Origin of the sequence: Curtobacterium sp. PhB130, from assembly GCF_003755165.1 — a bacterium.
In the GTDB taxonomy this organism is placed as follows: domain Bacteria; phylum Actinomycetota; class Actinomycetes; order Actinomycetales; family Microbacteriaceae; genus Curtobacterium.
On record NZ_RKII01000009.1, the window covers coordinates 174,683 to 193,555 of the forward strand.

The 18,873-nt window shown below is 72.0% G+C and carries 21 protein-coding genes; 7 read left to right on the top strand and 14 right to left on the bottom strand.

The genetic code is table 11. The annotated features are described in order from the left end of the window. Positions 1 to 13 precede the first annotated feature (13 nt). The 12 genes from EDF24_RS14265 to EDF24_RS14320 all read right to left on the bottom strand — a co-directional run bounded on the left by EDF24_RS14265 (position 14) and on the right by EDF24_RS14320 (position 10,319). Complete coding sequence (locus EDF24_RS14265; RefSeq protein WP_123653356.1) at positions 14 to 961, bottom strand: hypothetical protein; 948 nt, start codon at positions 959 to 961, stop codon at positions 14 to 16. Next, positions 936 to 2,990: a flagellar biosynthesis protein FlhA gene (locus tag EDF24_RS14270; protein ID WP_123703712.1), complete on the bottom strand. Its 2,055-nt coding sequence runs from the start codon at positions 2,988 to 2,990 to the stop codon at positions 936 to 938. Before EDF24_RS14270 ends, EDF24_RS14265 begins: the two co-directional genes overlap by 26 nt. After that, a complete protein-coding gene (locus EDF24_RS14275; RefSeq protein ID WP_123653354.1) occupies positions 2,987 to 4,177 on the bottom strand; it encodes a flagellar biosynthesis protein FlhB in 1,191 nt (396 codons plus the stop codon). The genes EDF24_RS14270 and EDF24_RS14275 overlap by 4 nt, the downstream gene beginning before the upstream one ends. A gap of 2 nt (positions 4,178 to 4,179) precedes the next feature. Beyond that, positions 4,180 to 4,956 carry a flagellar biosynthetic protein FliR gene (locus tag EDF24_RS14280; RefSeq protein WP_123653353.1) on the bottom strand — a complete coding sequence of 259 codons (777 nt, stop codon included), beginning with the start codon at positions 4,954 to 4,956 and terminating at the stop codon, positions 4,180 to 4,182. After that, positions 4,956 to 5,231: a flagellar biosynthesis protein FliQ gene (gene fliQ / locus EDF24_RS14285; RefSeq protein ID WP_123653352.1), complete on the bottom strand. Its 276-nt coding sequence runs from the start codon at positions 5,229 to 5,231 to the stop codon at positions 4,956 to 4,958. The genes EDF24_RS14280 and fliQ overlap by 1 nt, the downstream gene beginning before the upstream one ends. Continuing rightward, on the bottom strand, positions 5,231 to 5,998 hold the full coding sequence (fliP, locus tag EDF24_RS14290; protein ID WP_260233468.1) for a flagellar type III secretion system pore protein FliP: 768 nt from the start codon (positions 5,996 to 5,998) through the stop codon (positions 5,231 to 5,233). The genes fliQ and fliP overlap by 1 nt, the downstream gene beginning before the upstream one ends. Positions 5,999 to 6,048: 50 nt before the next feature. Beyond that, positions 6,049 to 6,600, bottom strand: a complete 552-nt coding sequence (locus tag EDF24_RS14295) for a flagellar biosynthetic protein FliO (protein ID WP_123703714.1) — start codon at positions 6,598 to 6,600, stop codon at positions 6,049 to 6,051. Positions 6,601 to 6,606: 6 nt separating this feature from the next. Then, on the bottom strand, positions 6,607 to 7,317 hold the full coding sequence (fliN, locus tag EDF24_RS14300; RefSeq protein ID WP_123653349.1) for a flagellar motor switch protein FliN: 711 nt from the start codon (positions 7,315 to 7,317) through the stop codon (positions 6,607 to 6,609). Then, positions 7,314 to 8,192 (bottom strand): flagellar motor switch protein FliM, encoded by an 879-nt coding sequence (locus EDF24_RS14305; RefSeq protein WP_123653348.1) that lies wholly within the window; start codon positions 8,190 to 8,192, stop codon positions 7,314 to 7,316. Before EDF24_RS14305 ends, fliN begins: the two co-directional genes overlap by 4 nt. A 69-nt stretch (positions 8,193 to 8,261) precedes the next feature. Next, the gene (locus EDF24_RS14310; protein WP_123653347.1) at positions 8,262 to 9,200 is read right to left on the bottom strand and encodes a flagellar motor protein MotB; all 939 of its coding nucleotides are present in this window, start codon (positions 9,198 to 9,200) and stop codon (positions 8,262 to 8,264) included. A gap of 2 nt (positions 9,201 to 9,202) precedes the next feature. Further along, positions 9,203 to 10,036 (bottom strand): motility protein A, encoded by an 834-nt coding sequence (locus EDF24_RS14315; RefSeq protein WP_123703716.1) that lies wholly within the window; start codon positions 10,034 to 10,036, stop codon positions 9,203 to 9,205. Between the two features lies 1 nt (position 10,037). After that, on the bottom strand, positions 10,038 to 10,319 hold the full coding sequence (locus EDF24_RS14320; RefSeq protein ID WP_123653345.1) for a flagellar FlbD family protein: 282 nt from the start codon (positions 10,317 to 10,319) through the stop codon (positions 10,038 to 10,040). A gap of 208 nt (positions 10,320 to 10,527) precedes the next feature. Between EDF24_RS14320 and EDF24_RS14325 the strand changes: the two genes are divergently transcribed. Genes EDF24_RS14325 through EDF24_RS14340 form a run of 4 tightly spaced genes read left to right on the top strand, consistent with a single transcriptional unit; the run spans position 10,528 to position 13,426 of the window. After that, entirely contained in the window at positions 10,528 to 11,373 is an 846-nt protein-coding gene (locus EDF24_RS14325; protein WP_123703718.1) for a DUF4397 domain-containing protein, read from the top strand. Between the two features lie 26 nt (positions 11,374 to 11,399). Beyond that, positions 11,400 to 12,047 carry a class F sortase gene (locus EDF24_RS14330; protein WP_260233452.1) on the top strand — a complete coding sequence of 216 codons (648 nt, stop codon included), beginning with the start codon at positions 11,400 to 11,402 and terminating at the stop codon, positions 12,045 to 12,047. Between the two features lie 45 nt (positions 12,048 to 12,092). Continuing rightward, positions 12,093 to 12,644 (top strand): RNA polymerase sigma factor, encoded by a 552-nt coding sequence (locus tag EDF24_RS14335; RefSeq protein WP_123653342.1) that lies wholly within the window; start codon positions 12,093 to 12,095, stop codon positions 12,642 to 12,644. Next, on the top strand, positions 12,641 to 13,426 hold the full coding sequence (locus EDF24_RS14340; protein WP_123703720.1) for an anti-sigma factor: 786 nt from the start codon (positions 12,641 to 12,643) through the stop codon (positions 13,424 to 13,426). The genes EDF24_RS14335 and EDF24_RS14340 overlap by 4 nt, the downstream gene beginning before the upstream one ends. Positions 13,427 to 13,475: 49 nt before the next feature. Here the strand turns inward: EDF24_RS14340 and EDF24_RS14345 are convergent, their stop codons facing one another. After that, entirely contained in the window at positions 13,476 to 15,065 is a 1,590-nt protein-coding gene (locus EDF24_RS14345) for a Na+/H+ antiporter (RefSeq protein WP_123703722.1), read from the bottom strand. A gap of 125 nt (positions 15,066 to 15,190) precedes the next feature. Between EDF24_RS14345 and EDF24_RS14350 the strand changes: the two genes are divergently transcribed. The 3 genes from EDF24_RS14350 to EDF24_RS14360 all read left to right on the top strand — a co-directional run bounded on the left by EDF24_RS14350 (position 15,191) and on the right by EDF24_RS14360 (position 18,124). Continuing rightward, positions 15,191 to 15,949 carry a carboxymuconolactone decarboxylase family protein gene (locus EDF24_RS14350; protein WP_123653339.1) on the top strand — a complete coding sequence of 253 codons (759 nt, stop codon included), beginning with the start codon at positions 15,191 to 15,193 and terminating at the stop codon, positions 15,947 to 15,949. A 22-nt stretch (positions 15,950 to 15,971) separates the two neighbouring features. Next, positions 15,972 to 17,171 carry an MFS transporter gene (locus tag EDF24_RS14355; protein WP_260233453.1) on the top strand — a complete coding sequence of 400 codons (1,200 nt, stop codon included), beginning with the start codon at positions 15,972 to 15,974 and terminating at the stop codon, positions 17,169 to 17,171. Positions 17,172 to 17,239: 68 nt separating this feature from the next. Next, on the top strand, positions 17,240 to 18,124 hold the full coding sequence (locus tag EDF24_RS14360) for an aldo/keto reductase (RefSeq protein WP_123703724.1): 885 nt from the start codon (positions 17,240 to 17,242) through the stop codon (positions 18,122 to 18,124). A 70-nt stretch (positions 18,125 to 18,194) separates the two neighbouring features. Here the strand turns inward: EDF24_RS14360 and EDF24_RS14365 are convergent, their stop codons facing one another. Continuing rightward, positions 18,195 to 18,842 (bottom strand): dihydrofolate reductase family protein, encoded by a 648-nt coding sequence (locus EDF24_RS14365; protein WP_123703726.1) that lies wholly within the window; start codon positions 18,840 to 18,842, stop codon positions 18,195 to 18,197. Positions 18,843 to 18,873 lie beyond the last annotated feature (31 nt).

Here is an 18,873-nt window from a genome sequence, read left to right on the forward strand (position 1 = left end):
GTCCCACACGGCGTCAGAGCGTGCGGACCGGCAGGCCGAGGCCGTGGACGGACTCCGGCGACGCCGTCTCGGACCCCCCGATCGACAGCACCCCCGCCACGGCGACCACGGATGCCACCGCGTCCACCATCGCCAGGCTGTCCTCGTGCTTCCGCCCCGCGTCGACCACGACCCACACCTGGTCCGGCGCGAGCCCGTCGAGCGTGCGAGCGTCGTCCCACGTCGCGACCCCGAGGAGCGCGTGGCCGAGCCGGACCCCGTCCGCCCGCGCCAGGATCCCCCCGCGACGGTCGGCAGCATCGGTCTCGCGGAGTCCGTGTCGCGCGGCGAACACCCCAGCAGCAGCGTCGACGTCACCGGCGCGGCCGACGAGCACGACGAGGTCGCCGTCGGCCGACAGGACCGCCGGCACCGGCGTCCGCGCCGCGGCCGACGCACCGAACGCACGAGGTGACGTGACGTCGTCGACGCCGGCCGTGCCTCCAGACCGGAACGGCGCATCGGACAGGAGGCCCGGATCGCCCTCCACGGAACGATCCGGCCCCGCACCGGGGCCGGGGGCGGTGGCAGCAGCGGCAGCAGCAGCGGCAGGAACCGCGGGCGCGATCCCGTCCGCGACGAACCCGTCGAGCACCGACGCGAAGGCGTCGGCCCGCGTCGCCGACGTCCCGGAGGACGCGGCGATCCGTGCCTCGGTCTCCTCGGCGTCGGCGAGGAGCGCGGCGATGCCGACGCGCTTCGCGGGCCCGTCCGCGATCGCGACCCGGGCGGTGGGGACGTCGGTGGCGTCGTGGACCTCGACGGTGGCCTCGACGTGGGCCTTCCGGAAGAGCCCGCCGATGCCACCGCTCGTGACGCGCTCGGCGGCGACGATGCGGGCGCCGGGGCCGAACTCGGCGCGGACGGCCTCGCGGACGTCCTCGAGCGTCGCGGCGCTACGCTGCAATCGGGTCGGCGGCACGGACCACTCCCACGGTCTCGATGGTGGAGCCCGCTGCCGTGGCCTCCTGGTAGGAGAGCACGGGCAGGCCGTTGGACTGCGCGGACACCATGCGGTGCACGGCGGGGCGGAGCTGCGGTGCGCAGACGAGCACGGCGGAGAGCCCCTGCTCCTCGACGCTCCGGACGGCGTCCCGCACGGACCCGAGGACCTGCTCGATGCGGTGCGCGTCGAGCACGATCTGGGTGCCCTGCTCGGAGGGTCGGAGTCCCTCGAGCATGGACTGTTCGAGCAGCGGGTCGATCATGATCACGCGGAGCACCCCGTTGTCGAGGTGCCGGGCGGGCAGCGCGGGGCCGAGTGCGGCGCGGGCGGCCTCGACGAGTCCCTCGGGGTCGGTGGAGACCTTCGCACGGAGCGTCAGCGCCTCGCAGATCCGGCCGAGGTCGTTGATCGGGACGCGCTCGACGAGGAGCCCCTGCAGGACGCGCTGGAGCTCGGCCATCGAGAGCATGCCCGGCACGAGTTCCTCGACGGCGGCGGGGTTGACCTGCTTGACGCCCTCGGCGAGCACCTTGACGTCCTCGCGGGTGAGGAGCCGTGCCGCGTTGTCGCCGATCACGGCCTGCAGGTGGGTGACGAGCACGGAGACGCGGTCGATCACGGTGGCGCCGGTCATCTCCGCGGCGTGCCGGAGCTCGGCGGGCACCCACTTGCCGGCGAGGCCGAACACCGGCTCGACGGTCGCGTCGCCTGGCAGCCCGTCGAGGTGGTCGCCGAGGGCGAGGACGCTCCGCGCGGGCGCGGTGCCCCGGCCGGCCTCGACGCCGGCGATCCGGATCGCGTACGTCGACGGCGGCAGGTCGATGCTGTCGCGGGTGCGGACCGGCGGGACGACGATGCCCATGTCGAGCGCGATCTTCCGGCGGAGCGCCCGGACACGGCCGAGCAGGTCGTCGGACGCGCCGGACACCATGTCGACCAGGTCGGGTGCGAGGAGGATCTCGAGGGCGTGGACGCGCATCTGCTCGATGAGGTCCTCGGGGGTGTCGCCGGAGGGTGCCGCAGCGGCGAGGGCCTCCTGCTGCGCGGCCGCCTGCTCCGCGCGGGCGGCGTTCTGCCCGATGCGCCACCCGGTGAAGAGCAGCGTCGCGCCGACGAGCAGGAACGGCACGATCGGCATCCCGGGGATGAAGCCCATCGCGATCGCCGCGACGCCGGCGATCATCAGCGCGTTCCGGGACTGCCCGAGCTGCGCGGCCGCGGACGAGCCCATCTCCGACTCGGCGCCGGAGCGGGTCACGATCATGCCCGTGGACACGGCCATCAGGAGCGCCGGGATCTGCGTGACGAGCCCGTCGCCGATGGTCAGGATGCCGTACTTCGAGAGCGCGTCGGTGACCGAGAGGCCGTTCTGCAGCATGCCGATCGCGATGCCGCCGACGAGGTTGATGACGATGATCAGGATGCCGGCGATCGCGTCGCCCTTGACGAACTTCGACGCGCCGTCCATCGCGCCGTAGAAGTCGGCCTCCGCGGACACCGACGCGCGGCGCTCCTTGGCCTGGGCGTCGGTGATCAGTCCGGCGTTGAGGTCCGCGTCGATCGCCATCTGCTTGCCCGGCATCGCGTCGAGGGTGAAGCGGGCGCCGACCTCGGCGACGCGCTCGGCACCCTTCGTCACGACGACGAACTGGATGACGATGAGGATGAGGAAGATCACCGCGCCGATGATGATCGAGCCGGAGACCGCGACGTGCCCGAACGCCTGGATGACGTCGCCGGCGAAGCCCTCGCCGAGGACGAGCCGCGTCGACGCGACGTTGAGGCCGAGCCGGAACAGCGTCGCGACGAGGAGCAGCGACGGGAACACCGAGAAGTCGAGCGGCTTCTTCACGAACAGCGTCGTGAGCAGGATCACCAGCGCCAGCAGGATGTTGCAGATGATCAGGAAGTCGAGCAGGAACGACGGCACCGGCAGGATCAGCAGCAGGATGATGCCGACGATGAAGACCGGGACGGCGAGCTTCGGCAGGTCCTTGCGGTTCATGCTGGCACCTCTTCGGGAGACGGGGTCGTGCGGGAGGGACGGAGCTTGCGGGGCCGGAGGTCCCCGGTCAGGGTGGCCGGGTCGATGACCGTGGCGACCTCGTCCGGCGTGGTCGGCCGTGGCGGAGCGTGGGTACCGGCTGCTGCCCCCTTCGCCTTGAGCGCCATCACGAAGGAGAGCACCCGGGCGACGGGCGTGTAGAGGTCGACGGGGACCTCCTGCCCGAGCTCGCACGCGGCGTGCAGGGCCCGGGTGAGCGGGACGTCGCGGACGATCGGCACCCGTGCGTCCTCGGCGCGTTCGCGGATCAGGGACGCCACCGGACCGGCGCCCTTCGCGACCACGCGGGGCGCGGACTTGCCCGGCTCGTACTTGAGCGCGACCGCGTAGTGCGTCGGGTTCGTCATCACGACGTCGGCGCCCGGGATCGCCTGGATCATCCGGTTCCGGCTCATCGCGAGCTGCCGGGAGCGGCGCTGCCCCTTGACGAGCGGGTCGCCCTCGGCGGACTTGTTCTCGTCCTTGACCTCACGCTTGGTCATCATCGTGCGCTTCCGGTTCCGGCGGATCACGACGAACACGTCGAGCGCGGCGAGCACCAGCCCGGCGGCGATCGCCGCGCGGAGCAGGGTGCCGGCACCGGCACCGGCGGCGGAGAGCACGGCGGACAGGGGCAGCGAGCCGCTGGTCATCAGGACCGGGACGAGTCCCTGCACGGCGAACCAGAGCACGAGGCCGACGACGGCCGTCTTCACGAGGGCCTTCAGCCCGTTCCACAGCGCCTGCGTGCCGAACACCCGCTTGATGCCCTGGATCGGGTCGAAGTGCTCCGGCGTCGGGGCGAGGGAACGGAAGTGCACGCCGCCCTGCGCGACGGCGGCCGCGGTGACGCCGACGAGCACCACGAGGAGCATCGGGCCGATCGTGGCGCCGATCGAGCCCATCGCGTCGTCGAACACCCCGCGCATCGTGCCGATCGTCGGGTCCGCGATGACCAGCCGCACGCCGTCGAGCTGGGACTGCCCGGCCGCCGCGGCCCGGCCGATGGTCGCGGGGACCATGAGCGCCGCGAGGGCGATGCCGATCCACGCGCCGAGGTCCTGGGAACGGCCGAGCTGGCCCTTCTTGTAGACGTCCTTCATCCGTTTGGATGTGGCCTTCTCGGACTTCTCACCACTGTCGGACATGCTCACCCCCTCCCCGTGATCGCCTGCACGGCGTCACCGGTCAGGCTGGACACGACGGACGGCAGCGCCATGAAGAGCGCCCCGGCGAAGATGACGGTCAGGCCGATCTTGATCGGGAAGCCCATCTGGAAGGCGTTGAGCGCCGGCGCGACCCGGGTGAGGAGCCCCAGGCCGACGTCGGCGAGGAAGAGCACGACGACGAGCGGGCCGGCGATCTGCAGCGTCGCGAGGAACATCTGGGACAGCGCGGCGACGAGGAGGCCGGCGACCCCACCGAGCGCGAACGACCCGACGTGCCCATCGGAGGTGACGAGCGGCACCGCGTCGAACGACCGGACGAGGCCGCCGACGATCAGCTGGTACCCACCCGAGGCGAACAGCAGCGCGAGCGCCGCCATCTGGAACAGCCGGGTGAACTGCGCACCGTTCACCTGGGACTGCGGGTCGTACGCCTGCGCGAGCGTGAACCCGCCGAACAGGTCGATGAGCGCACCGGCGGACTGCACGGCCGCGAACACCAGGTACACGAGGAACCCGAGCACCAGACCGACGACGAGCTGTGTGACGAGGGCCACGAGGAACGGGCCCGTGTCGAGCGAGACGTACCCGGCGGTCACCCGCGGTGCGACGCCGATGGCGAGCCCCAGCGCGAGGATGAGCTTCACGGTGTTCGGGAACGCCTTGTACGAGAACGGCGGTGCGATGAGGAAGAACGCGATCATCCGGACCCCGGCCAGCATCGTGCCCTCGAGGGAGTCGAAGTCGATGGCCAGTTCCATCAGCCGACCCCGAGGAGCTTCGGGATCTGGTCGAACGCGAAGTGCGTGAACCCGATCATCTCCGAGATCATCCAGTTGCCGCAGACCACGAGCGCGATCGCGACCGCGAGGGCCTTCGGCACGAAGGAGAGCGTGACCTCCTGGATCTGGGTCACGGACTGGAAGAGCGAGATGGCGAAGCCCACCACGAGGGACGTCACGAGGACGGGGGCGGCGAGCTTCCCCGCGACGAGGAGCGCCTGCAGGACGAGGTCGATGACGGCTTGCTGGTCCATCAGTGCACCACCTGGTAGCTCTCGATGAGCGACTTGATGATGAGCCCCCACCCGTCGACGAGCACGAACAGCAGGATCTTGAACGGCAGCGAGATCATCACCGGCGGGAGCATCATCATGCCCATCGACATCAGGGCCGCGGAGACCACGAGGTCGATGACGAGGAACGGGATGAAGATGACGAACCCGATGATGAACGCGCTCCGGAGCTCGGAGATGATGAACGCCGGGATCACCGTCGTCATCGGGACCGCGTCGAGGTCCTTCGGGTTCGCGAGTCCCGCGGCACGGGTGATCAGCGCCAGGTCCTCGTCCCGCGTCTGGTGCAACATGAACGTCCGGAGCGGCTTCGTGCCGATGTCGACGGCCTGCTGGAAGTCGAGGTGCCCGGCGAGGTAGGGCTGCAGCGCGTCGTCGTTGATGTGCCCGATCACGGGTGCCATCACGAACAGCGACAGGAAGAGCGCGAGCCCGGCGATCACCTGGTTCGGCGGGATCGACTGCAGACCGAGCGCGTTCCTGGTCATCGCGAGGACGACGAAGATCTTCGTGAACGACGTCATCATGAGCAGCAGCGCCGGTGCGACGCTGAGCAGCGTGATGCCGATGAGCGTCACGACGGCGGAGGACGGCGCGCCGTCCGGACCGTTCACGCTGACCGAGAAGCCGCCCGTGGCAGGGGCGGTCGGGGTGGCCGGCGCGGTCGGCTCGACGACGCCGGCCGCGTGCGCACCGGTCGCCGTGAGCATCAGGAACCCGGCGACCATCGCCACGCCGAGGACGGCGAGCAGCAGCAGACGCCCGGTCCGCGCGGCGGTCACCCGGCCCGCCGGTTGCGCACGGCGGCAGCCGCCTGGCGCCAGGTGTCCACGGAGAGGATCGAGCCCTGCAGCTGCGCGGAAGTGGGGACGGCGACGGCGCGTCGGTTGCGGTTGCGGGGACGCATCGGGAGATCGGACGGGAGGCTGGGCGCGGCCTGGTCCTGCTTGTCCAGCTCCGCGCGGAACGCGTCGGCGGACGCGGCCGGGGCGGTCGGCTCCGGCACGACGGGTCGCGGCACGGTCGGCAGCACGACGGGACCCGTGACGATGGTCAGTTCCGGCGCGGGCGCCGCACCGCTCGTGAGCAGGCTCACGCCGTGCTCGGTCACGCCGAGCACGAGGCGCTCACCCTCGACGTCCACCACGACGACGCTCGCCTTGCCGCCGATCCCCTGCCGGGCGACGACCTCCACGGCGGCGGACCGACGGCCCTTCGCCTTGGTCCGGCCGAGCTGCCCCTTGGACACGCGGCGGTGCAGCACCCACATCAGGGCGAGCACGACGCCGAGCGAGAGCGCGACGCGGAGGGTGATGACGAGCGTGTCCACGACGGATCAGACCGTCTCGGCGACGTCGAGGATCTTGGTGATGCGGACGGCGTAGTCCTGGTCCACGACGACGACCTCGCCGTGCGCGATGAGCCGGCCGTTGAGCAGGACGTCGGCGGGCGCGCCGGCCGAGCGGTCGAGTTCGACGACGGCGCCCGGCTCCATGCCGAGGACGTCGCGGACGGACATCCGGGTGCGGCCGATCTCCACCGTCAGGGTCATCTCGACGTTGTTGATCCGGCCGAGGTTCCCGGTCGGGATCGACGCCGCCGGCGCCGCGGGCGTGCCGATGGTGCCGTTCTCCCGGATCCGGATGGCGAACCAGCCACCGGGCAGGCCACCGGCGGTGAGCTCGAAGACGACCGTCTCCGGGTCGGCGAACAGCGACGCGGCGGACTCGCGGCGGGCCTCGCCGAGGACCCCGACGCCGAGGACCGACGCGGCGGCCTCGAGCGACGGGCGGAGCACGTCGGTGACGGCGACCAGACCGTGGTCGGTGCCGCCGGCCGCGGCGATCGCGTCGAGGTCCGTCAGGACCACCGCGACGTCCGCGGAGAGGCCACCGACGAAGGACGCGACCACACCGTCGACCGCAGCCTCCAGGACGGCGGGGGTCGAGCCTCCCGGCATGGTCAGCGCGCGGAGGGGAGCCGCCGTCGGGAGCTGCGCGACGAGTGCCTCGGCGGCACCGGAGTGGAGGGTGGTGGTGGCGGTCATGCGAGGGGCTCCGATGTGGTGGTGACGACGATCCCGGCGAGGCGCGACCCGTTCGCGCCGACGGCGGCGGTGCCGACGGGCTCGCCGTCGACCGTGATGGTGAGGGGGCGGTGCTGCGGGTGCGGCAGCGGCAGCACGTCGCCGACGGCGAGGCGCAGGACCTGCGACGGCAGCACCGTCGCGGGGGCGAGGCGCAGCGAGACGCCCACCGGGACGCCGGCGAGCTGCGCGTCGAGGAGCGCGCGGGCGTCGGCGGCGGACACCGACGCGGCGGCCTCTCCGAGCTGCGGGAGGATCGCTTCCGCCGGGAGCGCGAGCGTGCCGGGGGCGATCCGGTCCCCGACGCGGATGCTGAACGACGCGACGATCATCAGGTCGCCCTTCTGGGCGGCCTGGGCGAACTGGCTGTTGTACTGGAACCCGCCGACCGTGACGTCGTGGGCGAGGAGCCCGCCGAACGAGTAGCGGAGGTCGTCGAGGGCGTCCTCGACGATCTTCCGGACCAGGGCCTGCTCGATGGGCGTGAAGGTGCGCTCCGGGGTCGGCAGCGGCTTCGAGGCGCCGAGCGCGTGCGACACCCAGGTCAGGGCGGCGTCGAGCGGGACCTGCAGCACGCCCTTCGGGGTCGTGTCGGCGATCGGCAGGAGTGCCATGCCGGTGAGCGCGGGCAGCGACGCGGCGTACTCGTCGTACGTCATCATCTGCACCTGCTCGCAGGTGACCTGGCTGACGACGCGGACCTTCGCGGTCAGCTGCGTGCCCCACTGCCGGGCGAACGTCTCGAAGGCGAGCTCGAGCACCCGGGCGTGCTCGCGGGCGAGCGTCGACGGGCGCGCGAAGTCGTACACCTCGGGCGCTGGCAGGGTCTCGGTCACGGGTGGGTCTATCGGTTCGCTGAGTACCACCCGTCAGTGCTGTACCCCGTTCTGGGGCGGTCGCGTTCCCTAGCCCGTCGCTGCTCCGTCCTGCGCGGCGGCCAGTGCCGGCATCAGCTTGCTGACGTCCTGGTCCTGGTTCGAGAGCACCACGATGTCGACCCGGCGGTTCAGTGCGAGGTCCGCGTCGGTGCCGCCCTTCGCGAGCGGCCGGCTCGACCCGAAGCCGACGCTCTGGATGTGCTCCCCCGGCATCCCGCCCCGCTCGACCAGGTCGCGGAGCACCCCGGTCGCGCGGGCCGCACTGAGCTCCCAGTTCGTGGCGTACGGCGCGGTCGAGTTCCGCTGGTCCGCGTGCCCCTCGACGCTGACGTCGTGGTGCGCGGTCTTCAGCACCGGGGCGATCGCGTCCATGATCCGCTTCGCCTGGTCGGAGAGGTCCGCGCTGTTCGTGCCGAAGTACGTCTCGCTGCCGACGAGCCGGACGATGAGCCCGCGGGCGTCGACCGTGAACTGCACGTTCGAGGTCTGCCCGATCTCGTCCAGGTTCCCGGTGATCGCCTCCTGGATCGCCTTCAGGTCGTCGAGCTCCTTCTCCGCTGCGGCGACGTCCTGCTTGGTCGCCGTCGCCGGCACCACCGTCGACGCGGGATCGGCGTTGGTGTCCTCCGCTCCGGACGCGGCCGTGGAGTGGTCCGCCTTCGCGTCGTCGACGGAGTAGCCCTTGCCGTCCGTGACCTCGTTCTTCTTCACGACGGTGCCGCTGGCGGTGTCGACCTTCTTCGTCTCGACCTCACCGAACCCGGTGGCGAGGGACGTCTTCAGCGCGATGTACTTCTGCTGGTCGACGGTGGACATCGCGAAGAGCACGAGGAACATGCACATCAGCACCGTGATCATGTCCATGTAGGACGCCATCCAGCGCTCGTCTGGGTGCTCGGCCTCGTCGTGGCCGCCCTTCTTCCGGCCGCCACGACCGCGTCCGTGCCCGCGGGGGTTCGCGCTCATGCTCAGGCCGCCAGCTGCTGGTCGTCGGCGTCGTCGGCGTTCTTCCCGCCCTTGCCACCCTTGCCCTTGGCCGCCGCCGGGTCGTTGCGCGCCGCCGGCGGGACCATCGCCTTGAGCCGCTCACCGAGCAGGCGGGGCTGGCTGCCGGCCTGGACTGCGAGGAGCCCCTCCATCAGGAGCGTCTGGCGGTCGGACTCCAGCTGCGCGAGCTTGCGGAGCTTGCCGCCGATCGGCAGCCAGAGGAAGTTCGCGGTGAGGAGACCCCAGAGCGTCGCGACGAAGGCGCTCGCGATGAGGGGACCGAGCTCGTCCGGCTTGCCGAGGTTCGCGAGCACGTGGGTCAGCGACACGACGGTGCCGATGATGCCGACGGTCGGTGCGAACCCGCCGAGGCCCATGAAGAACGCGCTCGCGCTCCGGACCGGGGCGGCGTTGGACTCGATCTCGTCCTCGAGCAGGATCCGGAGCTCGTCGCCGTCGGTGCCGTCCGCGATGTTCTGCAGCGCCTTCTTCATGAACGGGTCGTCGTGCTTGTCGGCCTCCTGCTCGAGCGCGAGGAGCCCGTTCGCGCGGGCGGTCTCGGCCAGGCCCACGACGTCGTCGATGACCGACGCCGGCGGGGTGACCTTGCCGGTGAACGCCTTCGGCACGGCCTTGAAGCTCGCGATGGCGTCCTTCAGCGTGGTGCTCGCGATGCCGCAGCCGATGGTGGCGCCGAACACGAGCAGCATCGGCGCCGGGATGAACAGCCCGGAGATCTCCACGTGCTCCATCTCGACCATGCCGAAGAGGGCACCGAAGGCCAGGAGGATGCCGACGATCGTCGCGATGTCCATCTCAGCGACCCCCGTCCTGCGCACGGATCGGGGCGACCGGGGCGAGCGTCGGCTGCGGGCCGGTCGTGCCGGTCACGGTGCGGGGCTCGGCGCCGTAGGCCATCGTGACGATGCGGGCGCGGTACGCGGCGATCCGCTCGATGACCTCGGCCATCGACTCGCGGACGATGTACTTCGCGCCGTCGACCATGATGAGCGTCGTGTCCGGCGTCTCCTGGATGCGCTCCACGAGATCGGGGTTGACAGCGAATCCGCTGCCGTTGAGTCGTGTGACGACGATCATGGCCCGTCCTTGGTGTTCTTCGTCCCCGCCGCCGTCCGTGGGGCAGGGTGTCCGACCACCCGTCCGTGGGTGGTCAGTGCGCTCTATCGGCCGGAGCCCGGTGGCCGTAAGCGCGTTCGTGTGCACGGGTGCATCCAGGCGGGGTCCCCGGCCGGTAGTGGGGGTGAGCGTCGATGACGACGTCTCCACCCGATCCAGGAGGAACACCATGCGGAAGAACCTCGTCACCGGCATCGGCGCCGGTGCACTGCTCACGGCGCTCGCGCTCGTGGTCCCCGCGACCGCCGCCACGGCGGCTGCCGGCGACGCCACGCTCTCCGTCCTGCACGCCGTCCCCGGCACCACCGTCGACGTGTACCTCGACGGCGCCCGCGCACTCGACGACTTCACGCCGGGCACCATGGCCGGCCCGATGATGGTCCCCGCGGGTGCCCACACCCTGGCGATCACCGCGAGTGACGCCACCGACGACTCCAAGCCGATCATCGGCCCGGCCGACGTCTCCTTCACCGCCGGCGGGAACTACACCGCCGTCGCCCACCTGAAGGCCGACGGTGACCCGACCGCCACCGTCTTCACCAACGACACCTCCGCGGTTCCCGCGGGACAGGGTCGTCTCGTCGTCCGGCACGTCGCCGCAGCACCCGCGGTCGACGTGCTGGCCGGTGGGAAGGCCGTCGTGTCGAACCTGGCCAACCCGGACGAGAAGGCACTGGTGCTCGCGGCCGGGACCGTCTCCGCCACGGTGGCCGCGACCGGCACGACCGCTCCGGTGATCGGCCCCGCGGACGTCGCCGTGCAGGCCGGCGCCGACACCATCGTGTACGCCTGGGGCAGCCTCGACGACAAGAACCTGGCGCTCGCCACCCAGACCGTGACCGGACTCGGCGGTGACCCGAACGGCGTGCCGGCCGGGAACGCCGGACTCGTCGCGACGAACCACTCCGACACCACCCCGCTCGCGATCGGCGGCGCAGCCGTCCTCCTCGCCGGGCTGGTGCTCGTGGTCCTGCGACGACGCGCGACCGTCGCCGCACGGAACGCACGGCCCTGACCGTGCGCACGAGGGTCGGGACGGCGGTGGCGATCCCCCTTGCCGCCACCGTCGTCCTGGCCTGCCTCACCGGGTGCTCGTCGGCGGATCGGGTCCCCGGCGAGCACCCGCTCCCGACCGTCGTCCCGTCGGCGGCACCGTCCGCCTCCTCGTCGGCGGCGCCGTCCGCCTCCTCATCAGCGGTCCCCCGCCACGACGCCGCGCTCCCCGACGACGTCCCCACCGTCGCCGCCCCGGTGCGGATCACCGTCGACCGGGTCGGCATCGACCAACCGGTCCGACCGGAGGGTGTCGACGCGACCGGCGCGATGGCCCTGCCGCCGGACCCCGCCGTCGCCGGGTGGTACCGGTACGGCGCCGGCCCCGCCTCGGGCACCGGGTCCACCGTCATCGCCGCACACGTCGACGCGGTCGGGTACGGGATCGGCCCGTTCGCGCACCTCGTCGACGTCCCCGCCGGGACGCCGATCAGCCTCACCGACGCCGCCGGCACGACCACGCACTACGCCGTCACGACGGTCTCCCTGCTCCGGAAGACCGGGGTGCCATGGCCGAGCATCTTCGACCGGGACGGGCCACGACGGCTCGTGCTCGTCACCTGCGGCGGCGACTTCGACACGACGACGCACCACTACCTGAGCAACCTCGTGGTCACCGCGACGCCGACGAACTAGCATCGCGACAGGAGCCCCGTGGCCCCCGGAAGGCATCACGACGACGTGACCACCACCACACCCGACGACAGCGACCTCGCCGACGCGTTCGGCAGCGGTGACGAGCGCGTCCTCCGGGCGGTCTACGAACGGTGGTCGGCCCTCGTGCACACCCTGGCCCTGCGGTCCCTCGGGGACGTCGCAGCGGCCGAGGACGTCACCCAGCAGGTCTTCGTCCGGGCCTGGCGGCATCGCGACACCTACCATCCGGAACGCGCACCGCTCGGCGCGTGGCTCGTCGGGATCACCCGGAACTGCATCGCCGACGCCCACGCCGACCGTGCCCGCAGTGCACGGCTCGCCCACGCCGTCGCCGACTCGGAGGCGACGACCCCCGAAACGACCGACGACACCGACGGACTGGCCGAACGGATGCTCGTCGCCGGGGAGCTCGACCGGCTCGACGAGGTCCCCCGGACGGTGCTGCGACTGGCGTTCTACGAGGAACTCAGCCACCGTGAGATCGCCGAACGGCTCGGGCTGCCGCTCGGCACCGTCAAGAGTCACATCCGTCGCGGACTGGCTCGGCTCCGAACGAGGTTGGAGGTGATCGAATGACCCACATCGACGAGGAGACCCTCGCGCTGCTCGCCATCGGCGACGTCGGGCCCTCCGGGGCGGAAGCGGAGCACCTGTCCGGGTGTGCCGAGTGCCGTGGCGAGCTGACCGACCTCCGGCGGGTGGTGACGCTCGCGAAGTCCTCGCACGGGGTCGACCTCGAGCCGCCGTCGCCCCGGGTGTGGGATCGCATCGCGACCGAGCTCGGTTTCGAGGAACGGCCCGCTGCTGCTGCTGCGCCTGCCGCTGCTGCCGCGCATGCCGCCCCTGGTGCGGCCGTGCCCGATGTCGCGCCGCGCCGCCGTGTCGCGCGGTTCCGTCGCCGCACCGTCCTGCTCGTCACCGCGGCGACCGGGGTCGTCGGGCTCGTGCTCGGACTCGGCATCGGGGCGTTCGCCTTCGGCAGCCGCCCCGACCAGCCCACCACCGACGCCGCCGTGGTCTCCCGCACCGCGCTCGCGCCGCTCCCCGGGTGGACCGGCGCGAAGGGCAGCGCGGCGTTGGAGCGCGGGAGCGACGGGCGGCTCACGCTCGTGATCGACGTCGACCCGCGCGCGGCGGAGGGGGACGCACCGCTCCGCGAGGTCTGGATGATGCGCGGCGACCTGTCGGGCCTGGTCAGTGTCGGGTTCCTCGACGGCGACCGGGGTCGGTTCACGGTACCGACGGGCGTCGACCCGTCGCGCTACCCGGTGGTCGACGTGTCCGCCGAACCCGACGACGGGGACCCCGCGCACTCGGGCGACTCCGTCGTCCGCGGGACGCTGCGCGCCGGCCGCTGAGCCGCGGCGCGGCGTTGCCGCCGGTGCCGCTGCCGGGGCCGGTGCTGCGTCAGTCGCGCTCGCCCTGGCGCAGCAGGCGGGTCTCCTCGGCGTCGTACTCGGCACGGACCTGGCGGAGCACGAGGTCGTCGATGTCGCCGTCGTCCCGCATCCGGAGCACCGTCGACGCCTTGAGCCGCACGAGCGCGAGCTCCAGTTCGACCGCGGCGCCGCGCTGCTGCAGGAGCGGGTGCTCGTCGTCGTCGCTCTGCTCGGCCCGCACGAGCGCCAGGTGCCCCTCGTAGTCGTCGCGGATGCGCTGCACGACCTCGTCGTCGACACCGGAGCGCTTCGCGAGCTTCGGGAGCGCCTCGAGCGCCTCCTCGATGGCCCGGCGTTCCGCGAGCCGGCGCTCCTCGACCACCTCGTGGCTGCCGCCGAAGTCCGCCCACCGCACCACCGCGGGGAGCACGAGCGACTGTCCCACGATCGTCACGACGACCACGCCAGCGACGACGAAGACGATGAGGTCCCGGTCCGGGAACGCAGCGCCGCTCTCCACCATCCGCGGCACCGCGACCGCCGCCGCGAGCGACACCGCGCCGCGGAACCCGGTGAAGCCGCTCACCACGCGGTCGCGGTGACCTTCGCGCGGTGAGCCCCCGGTCCGCAGGGTGACGAGCCGGACCGCGCCCCACGACAGGTTGAGGAAGGCGAATCGGAGCACCACGACGGCCAGTGAGACGAGCCCGATCATGCCGAGGCCGACGAGCAGTTCGTGCCCTTCGAGCGCCCGCACCGAGATCGTCGCCTCGATCCCGACGAGCACGAACAGCGCGCCGTTGAGCAGGAACGTCGCGAAGGACCAGAACGACCGGACCTGCTGCCGGGTCTCGGCGCGGTCGAGCTTCGGGGCGACCTGACTCACGACGAGCCCCGCCACGACGACGGCCAGCACGCCGGAGGCCCCGATCGCCTCGGCAGCGAGGAACGCCACGAACGGCACCAGGAGCGTCAGCAGGTTCTCCAGCAGCACCGCGTCCACGCGTCGGAGCACGAGCATCCCGAGCCACGACACCAGCAGCCCCGCCGCGATGCCGCCGACGTAGGACAGCAGCAGCATGCCGGAGACGTTCCACACGGTGAGCGTCTGCTCCCCCGCGGTCACCGCCACCGCGATGCCGTAGATGACGAGGGTCGTGCCGTCGTTCACGAGGCTCTCGGCGCGGAGCACCGTCGTGTTGCGCCGCGGCAGGGACCGTGTCAGCGCACCGACCGCCGTGGCGTCGGTCGGTGCGACGGCCGCACCGAGCACCCACGCCGGACCCCACGGCATCCCGAGCAGGTGCAGGAGCGTCGCGACCCCGCCTGCCGTCAACACGACGAGCAGGGTGCCCATGAGCAGGATCCCGCGGAAGTTCGCGCGGATCTCCCGGAGCGAGATGGTCAGGCTCTCCCAGTAGAGCAGCGCGGGCAGGAACAGGAGCAGCACCGCGTCGGCGGGGAGTTCGACCTTCGTGAACACGGGGATGAAGGCGATGCCGGCGCCGAAGGCCAGGAGCAGGACAGGCGGAGCGATGCGCAGCCGCCCGGAGACGGCCGTTGCGACCGCGATCGCCGTGGCGAGCACGACGACGAGTTCGGGTGCGATGAGTTCCATGGACCTCAGAGCCTGGCAGGCGGTGCCTGTGCGCGGGCGGCGGCGCGTCGATCGAGCTGTGCCCGGCCGTTCCGTGTACCGGCAGAGCACCCCTCGCGGGGCCGGGCGCTCGTAGCGTGGCGGACATGCCAGCGAACGACGCCGCACGACGCGAGCACGACACCCTGTTCCCCGCCCACCGCTCCACGCTCGCCGAGACCGACCCCGAGTTCGTGGCCTCCTTCGACGACTTCGCGTTCGACGAGACGCTCCGTGCGGCATCGATCAGCCGCCACCACCGGCTCGTCGTCCAGCTCGGTGCCGTGATCGCCGTCGGCGCGCAGCACGAGTTCCGGGTGCTGCTCGGGGCCGCACTGGACAACGAGGTGACCCCGGTCGAGGTGAAGGAAGTCGTCTACCAGGCGGTCGCGTACGTCGGCATCGCCCGGGTCGTGGACTTCCTGCACATCACGAACGAGGTCCTCACCGCCCGTGGCGTCGAGCTGCCGCTGCCCGGCCAGTCGACCACCACGCCCGAGACCCGGTTCGACGTCGGCAGGGCCGAGCAGACCGCGATCGTGGGCGACCGCGTCGACGCGATGTACGCGAACGCCCCGGCGGACGCCGTGCACTTCCAGCGGTTCCTGTCGGCGAACTGCTTCGGCGACCACTACACACGCACCGGACTCGACGTGCGGACGCGCGAACTCCTGACGTTCGCGATGCTCGTCGGGCTCGGCGGCGCCGACAACCAGGTCAAGGGCCACGTCGCGGCGAACCTGCACGTCGGGAACACCCGCGCCGACCTGCTCGACGTCCTCACCGTGCTGGTGCCCTTCATCGGGTACCCCCGCACACTGAACGGCCTGGCCGCCGTCGACGAGGTTGCTCCCCCGGCAGCGTGACCCGCTGTGGGAGAGTGGTGCCGTGGACACCACGGCGGCGCCGCCCTCGACCCGACGACACCGTCTGGCGCTCTTCGCGACGTCGACCATGACCGGGTTCGGCATCGCGTCCTGGGTCACCCGGACGCCGGCCGTCCGTGAGGACCTCGGCGCGTCGATCGAGGCGATGGGCTTCGTCCTCTTCGGGCTCTCGATCGGCTCGATGCTCGGGATCCTCAGCGCGGGCGCGCTCATCCGCCGGCTCGGGACCCGCCCACTCGTCCTCCTCGGCGCAGCCCTGCCGGTGGTCGGGATCCTGCTGGTCGGGCTGTCCGCGCCGGCGCAGGTCACCGTGGGTGTCTGGGCCGGCCTGTTCCTGGTCGGCTTCGGCGCCGGGGTCGCGGAGATCGGCCTGAACGTCGAGGCCGCCGCGGTCGAGCGGCTCACCGACCGCCCGGTCGTCCCGGTGCTGCACGCGTGCTTCAGCCTGGGGACGGTCGCGGGCGGCATCGTCGGCATCGCGATGACCGCCGCCCACGTCCCGGTCATCGTGCACCTCCCGATCGCCGCGCTCGTGATGGCGGGCCTCGCGGCGTTCGCGGCGACGAACCTCCGGCCGCTGCCCCGAGCGGAACCCGCCGTCGACGTCGATGCGCCGCGGTCGACGACCACCATCCGCAGGTCGGTCGTCACGATGCAGCTCGTGTTCATCGCGGTGATCACGCTGGCGATGGCGTTCGCCGAGGGTGCCGCGAGCGACTGGCTCCCGCTCCTCATGACGAGCGACCACGACGCCCCGGAGGTCCTCGGCTCCCTCGTCTTCACCGGCTTCGCGCTCGCCATGCTCATCGGCCGCTCCGCCGGGACGCCGCTGGTCACCCGGTTCGGCCGCGGCGCCGTGGTGCGCGCGTGCGCCGTGGTCGGCGTCGTCGGGGTGCTGGTCGTCGTGGTCTCCCCGTCACCGTTCGTGACCGCCGGCGCCGCCGTGGTGTGGGGGCTCGGCATCGCCCTCGGCTTCCCCCTGGCGGTGTCCGCGGCCGGCGACCACCCGACCGACGGCGACCGGCGCGTGTCCGTCGTCGCCACCGCCGGGTACATCGCCTTCCTCGTCGGGCCGCCCGCACTCGGCTTCCTCGGTGAGCACCTCGGGTTGCGCGTCGCGATGCTCGTGCCCGCGGCGCTGCTGGCGATCACGATCGTGATCGCGTCCGCAGCCGGCCGACAGCGCGCCGACGCGCAGTAGGGCACCCCGGGGAGACAGGTACCGACAGAGCCCTCCACACTGCCGGTCGCGGTCCTAGCGTCGGACACATGGACAACATCACGCTCAACAACGGCGTCCAGCTCCCCCCGATCGGCTTCGGCGTCTTCCAGAGTTCCCCCGAGGACACGGTCGACGCGGTGCGCACCGCACTGGAGGTCGGCTACCGCCACATCGACACCGCCGCCGCGTACGGCAACGAGCGCCAGGTCGGCGAGGGCATCCGCGCCTCCGGCGTCGACCGGGACGACATCGTCGTCGAGACCAAGATCTGGGTCTCCGACTACGGGTACGACGAGACCCTGCACGCGTTCGAGAAGGCGACCCGCAAGCTCGGCTTCGACACGGTCGACGTGCTGATCCTGCACCAGCCCGCACCCGACCGCTTCGACCGGACGGTGCAGGCGTACCGGGCACTCGAGCGCCTGTACGCCGACGGCCGGGTCCGCGCGATCGGCGTGAGCAACTTCATGCCGCACCACCTCCGCTCCCTCCTCGAGCAGACCGACGTCATCCCGGCGCTCAACCAGGTCGAGCTGCACCCGTACTTCACGCAGCCCGACGTCCAGCGCGCCGACGCCGAGCACGGCATCCTCGACCAGGCGTGGTCCCCGATCGGCGGGATCACGTTCTACCCGGGCTTCGGCGACGAGCGGGTGAGCGTCCTGGACGACCCGACGATCGGCGCGATCGCCGCGGCGCACGGCAAGACGCCGGCGCAGGTGATGCTCCGCTGGCACGTCCAGCAGGGTCGGAACGCGATCCCGAAGTCGACGAACCCGGGTCGCATCGCGGAGAACTTCGCGGTGTTCGACTTCACGCTCGCCGACGAGGAACTCGCCGCACTCGACGCCCTCGACACCGGTCGCCGCAACGGGCCCGACCCGGACGGCGCCGACACGTCACGCTTCGAACGGGTCATCCCCGAGGACTGAGAACCCGACGACCGGCGAGCCGGAAGGCCGGCGACCCGACGACCGGCGAGCCCGGAGACCGGCGGTGCGCTCAGCCCCGCCGGTCGAACGTCAGGTGCACGACGCCCGACGGTGACGCCTCGGTCCTGATGTCGAACCGGTCCTCGAGTCCCTCGAGCCCGTCCCACAGCCGCTCCCCACGCCCGAGCACGATCGGCACCACCACCACGTGGAGGTGGTCGATCAGGTCGGCGGCCAGGAACGACCGCACCGTCTCGACCCCGCCACCGATGCGGACGTCGGTTCCCGGAGCGGCCGCGCGGGCAACGGCCAGCGCTTCCGCCGGCGGCGCGTCCACGAACTGGAACGTCGTCCCGCCGGCCATCGTCAGGGTCTCGCGCGGGTGGTGGGTGAGGACCACGACGGGCGTGTGGAACGGCGGGTCCTCGCCCCACCAGCCCTTCCAGTCGTCATCGGTCCACGGCCCCCGCTCGGGCCCGAACTTGTTCCGGCCCATGATCTCCACGCCGATGCCCGATCCCCAGGCCCGTGCGTACTCGTCGTCGAGGCCGGTGTCCCCGCCCGGCGCCCCCTGCATCGCGCGGAACGTCGCGGTCGCCGCGAACCAGGACATGAGGTGACCGTCGGCGTGGCCGAACGGCCGCTCGAGCGACTGCTCGGCCCCCGTGCCGTACCCGTCGAGCGAGACCGCGAAGTTGTGCACCCTGACCTTCGACATGCCGCCACCCTAGGCCCACCCGCGCAGCGCG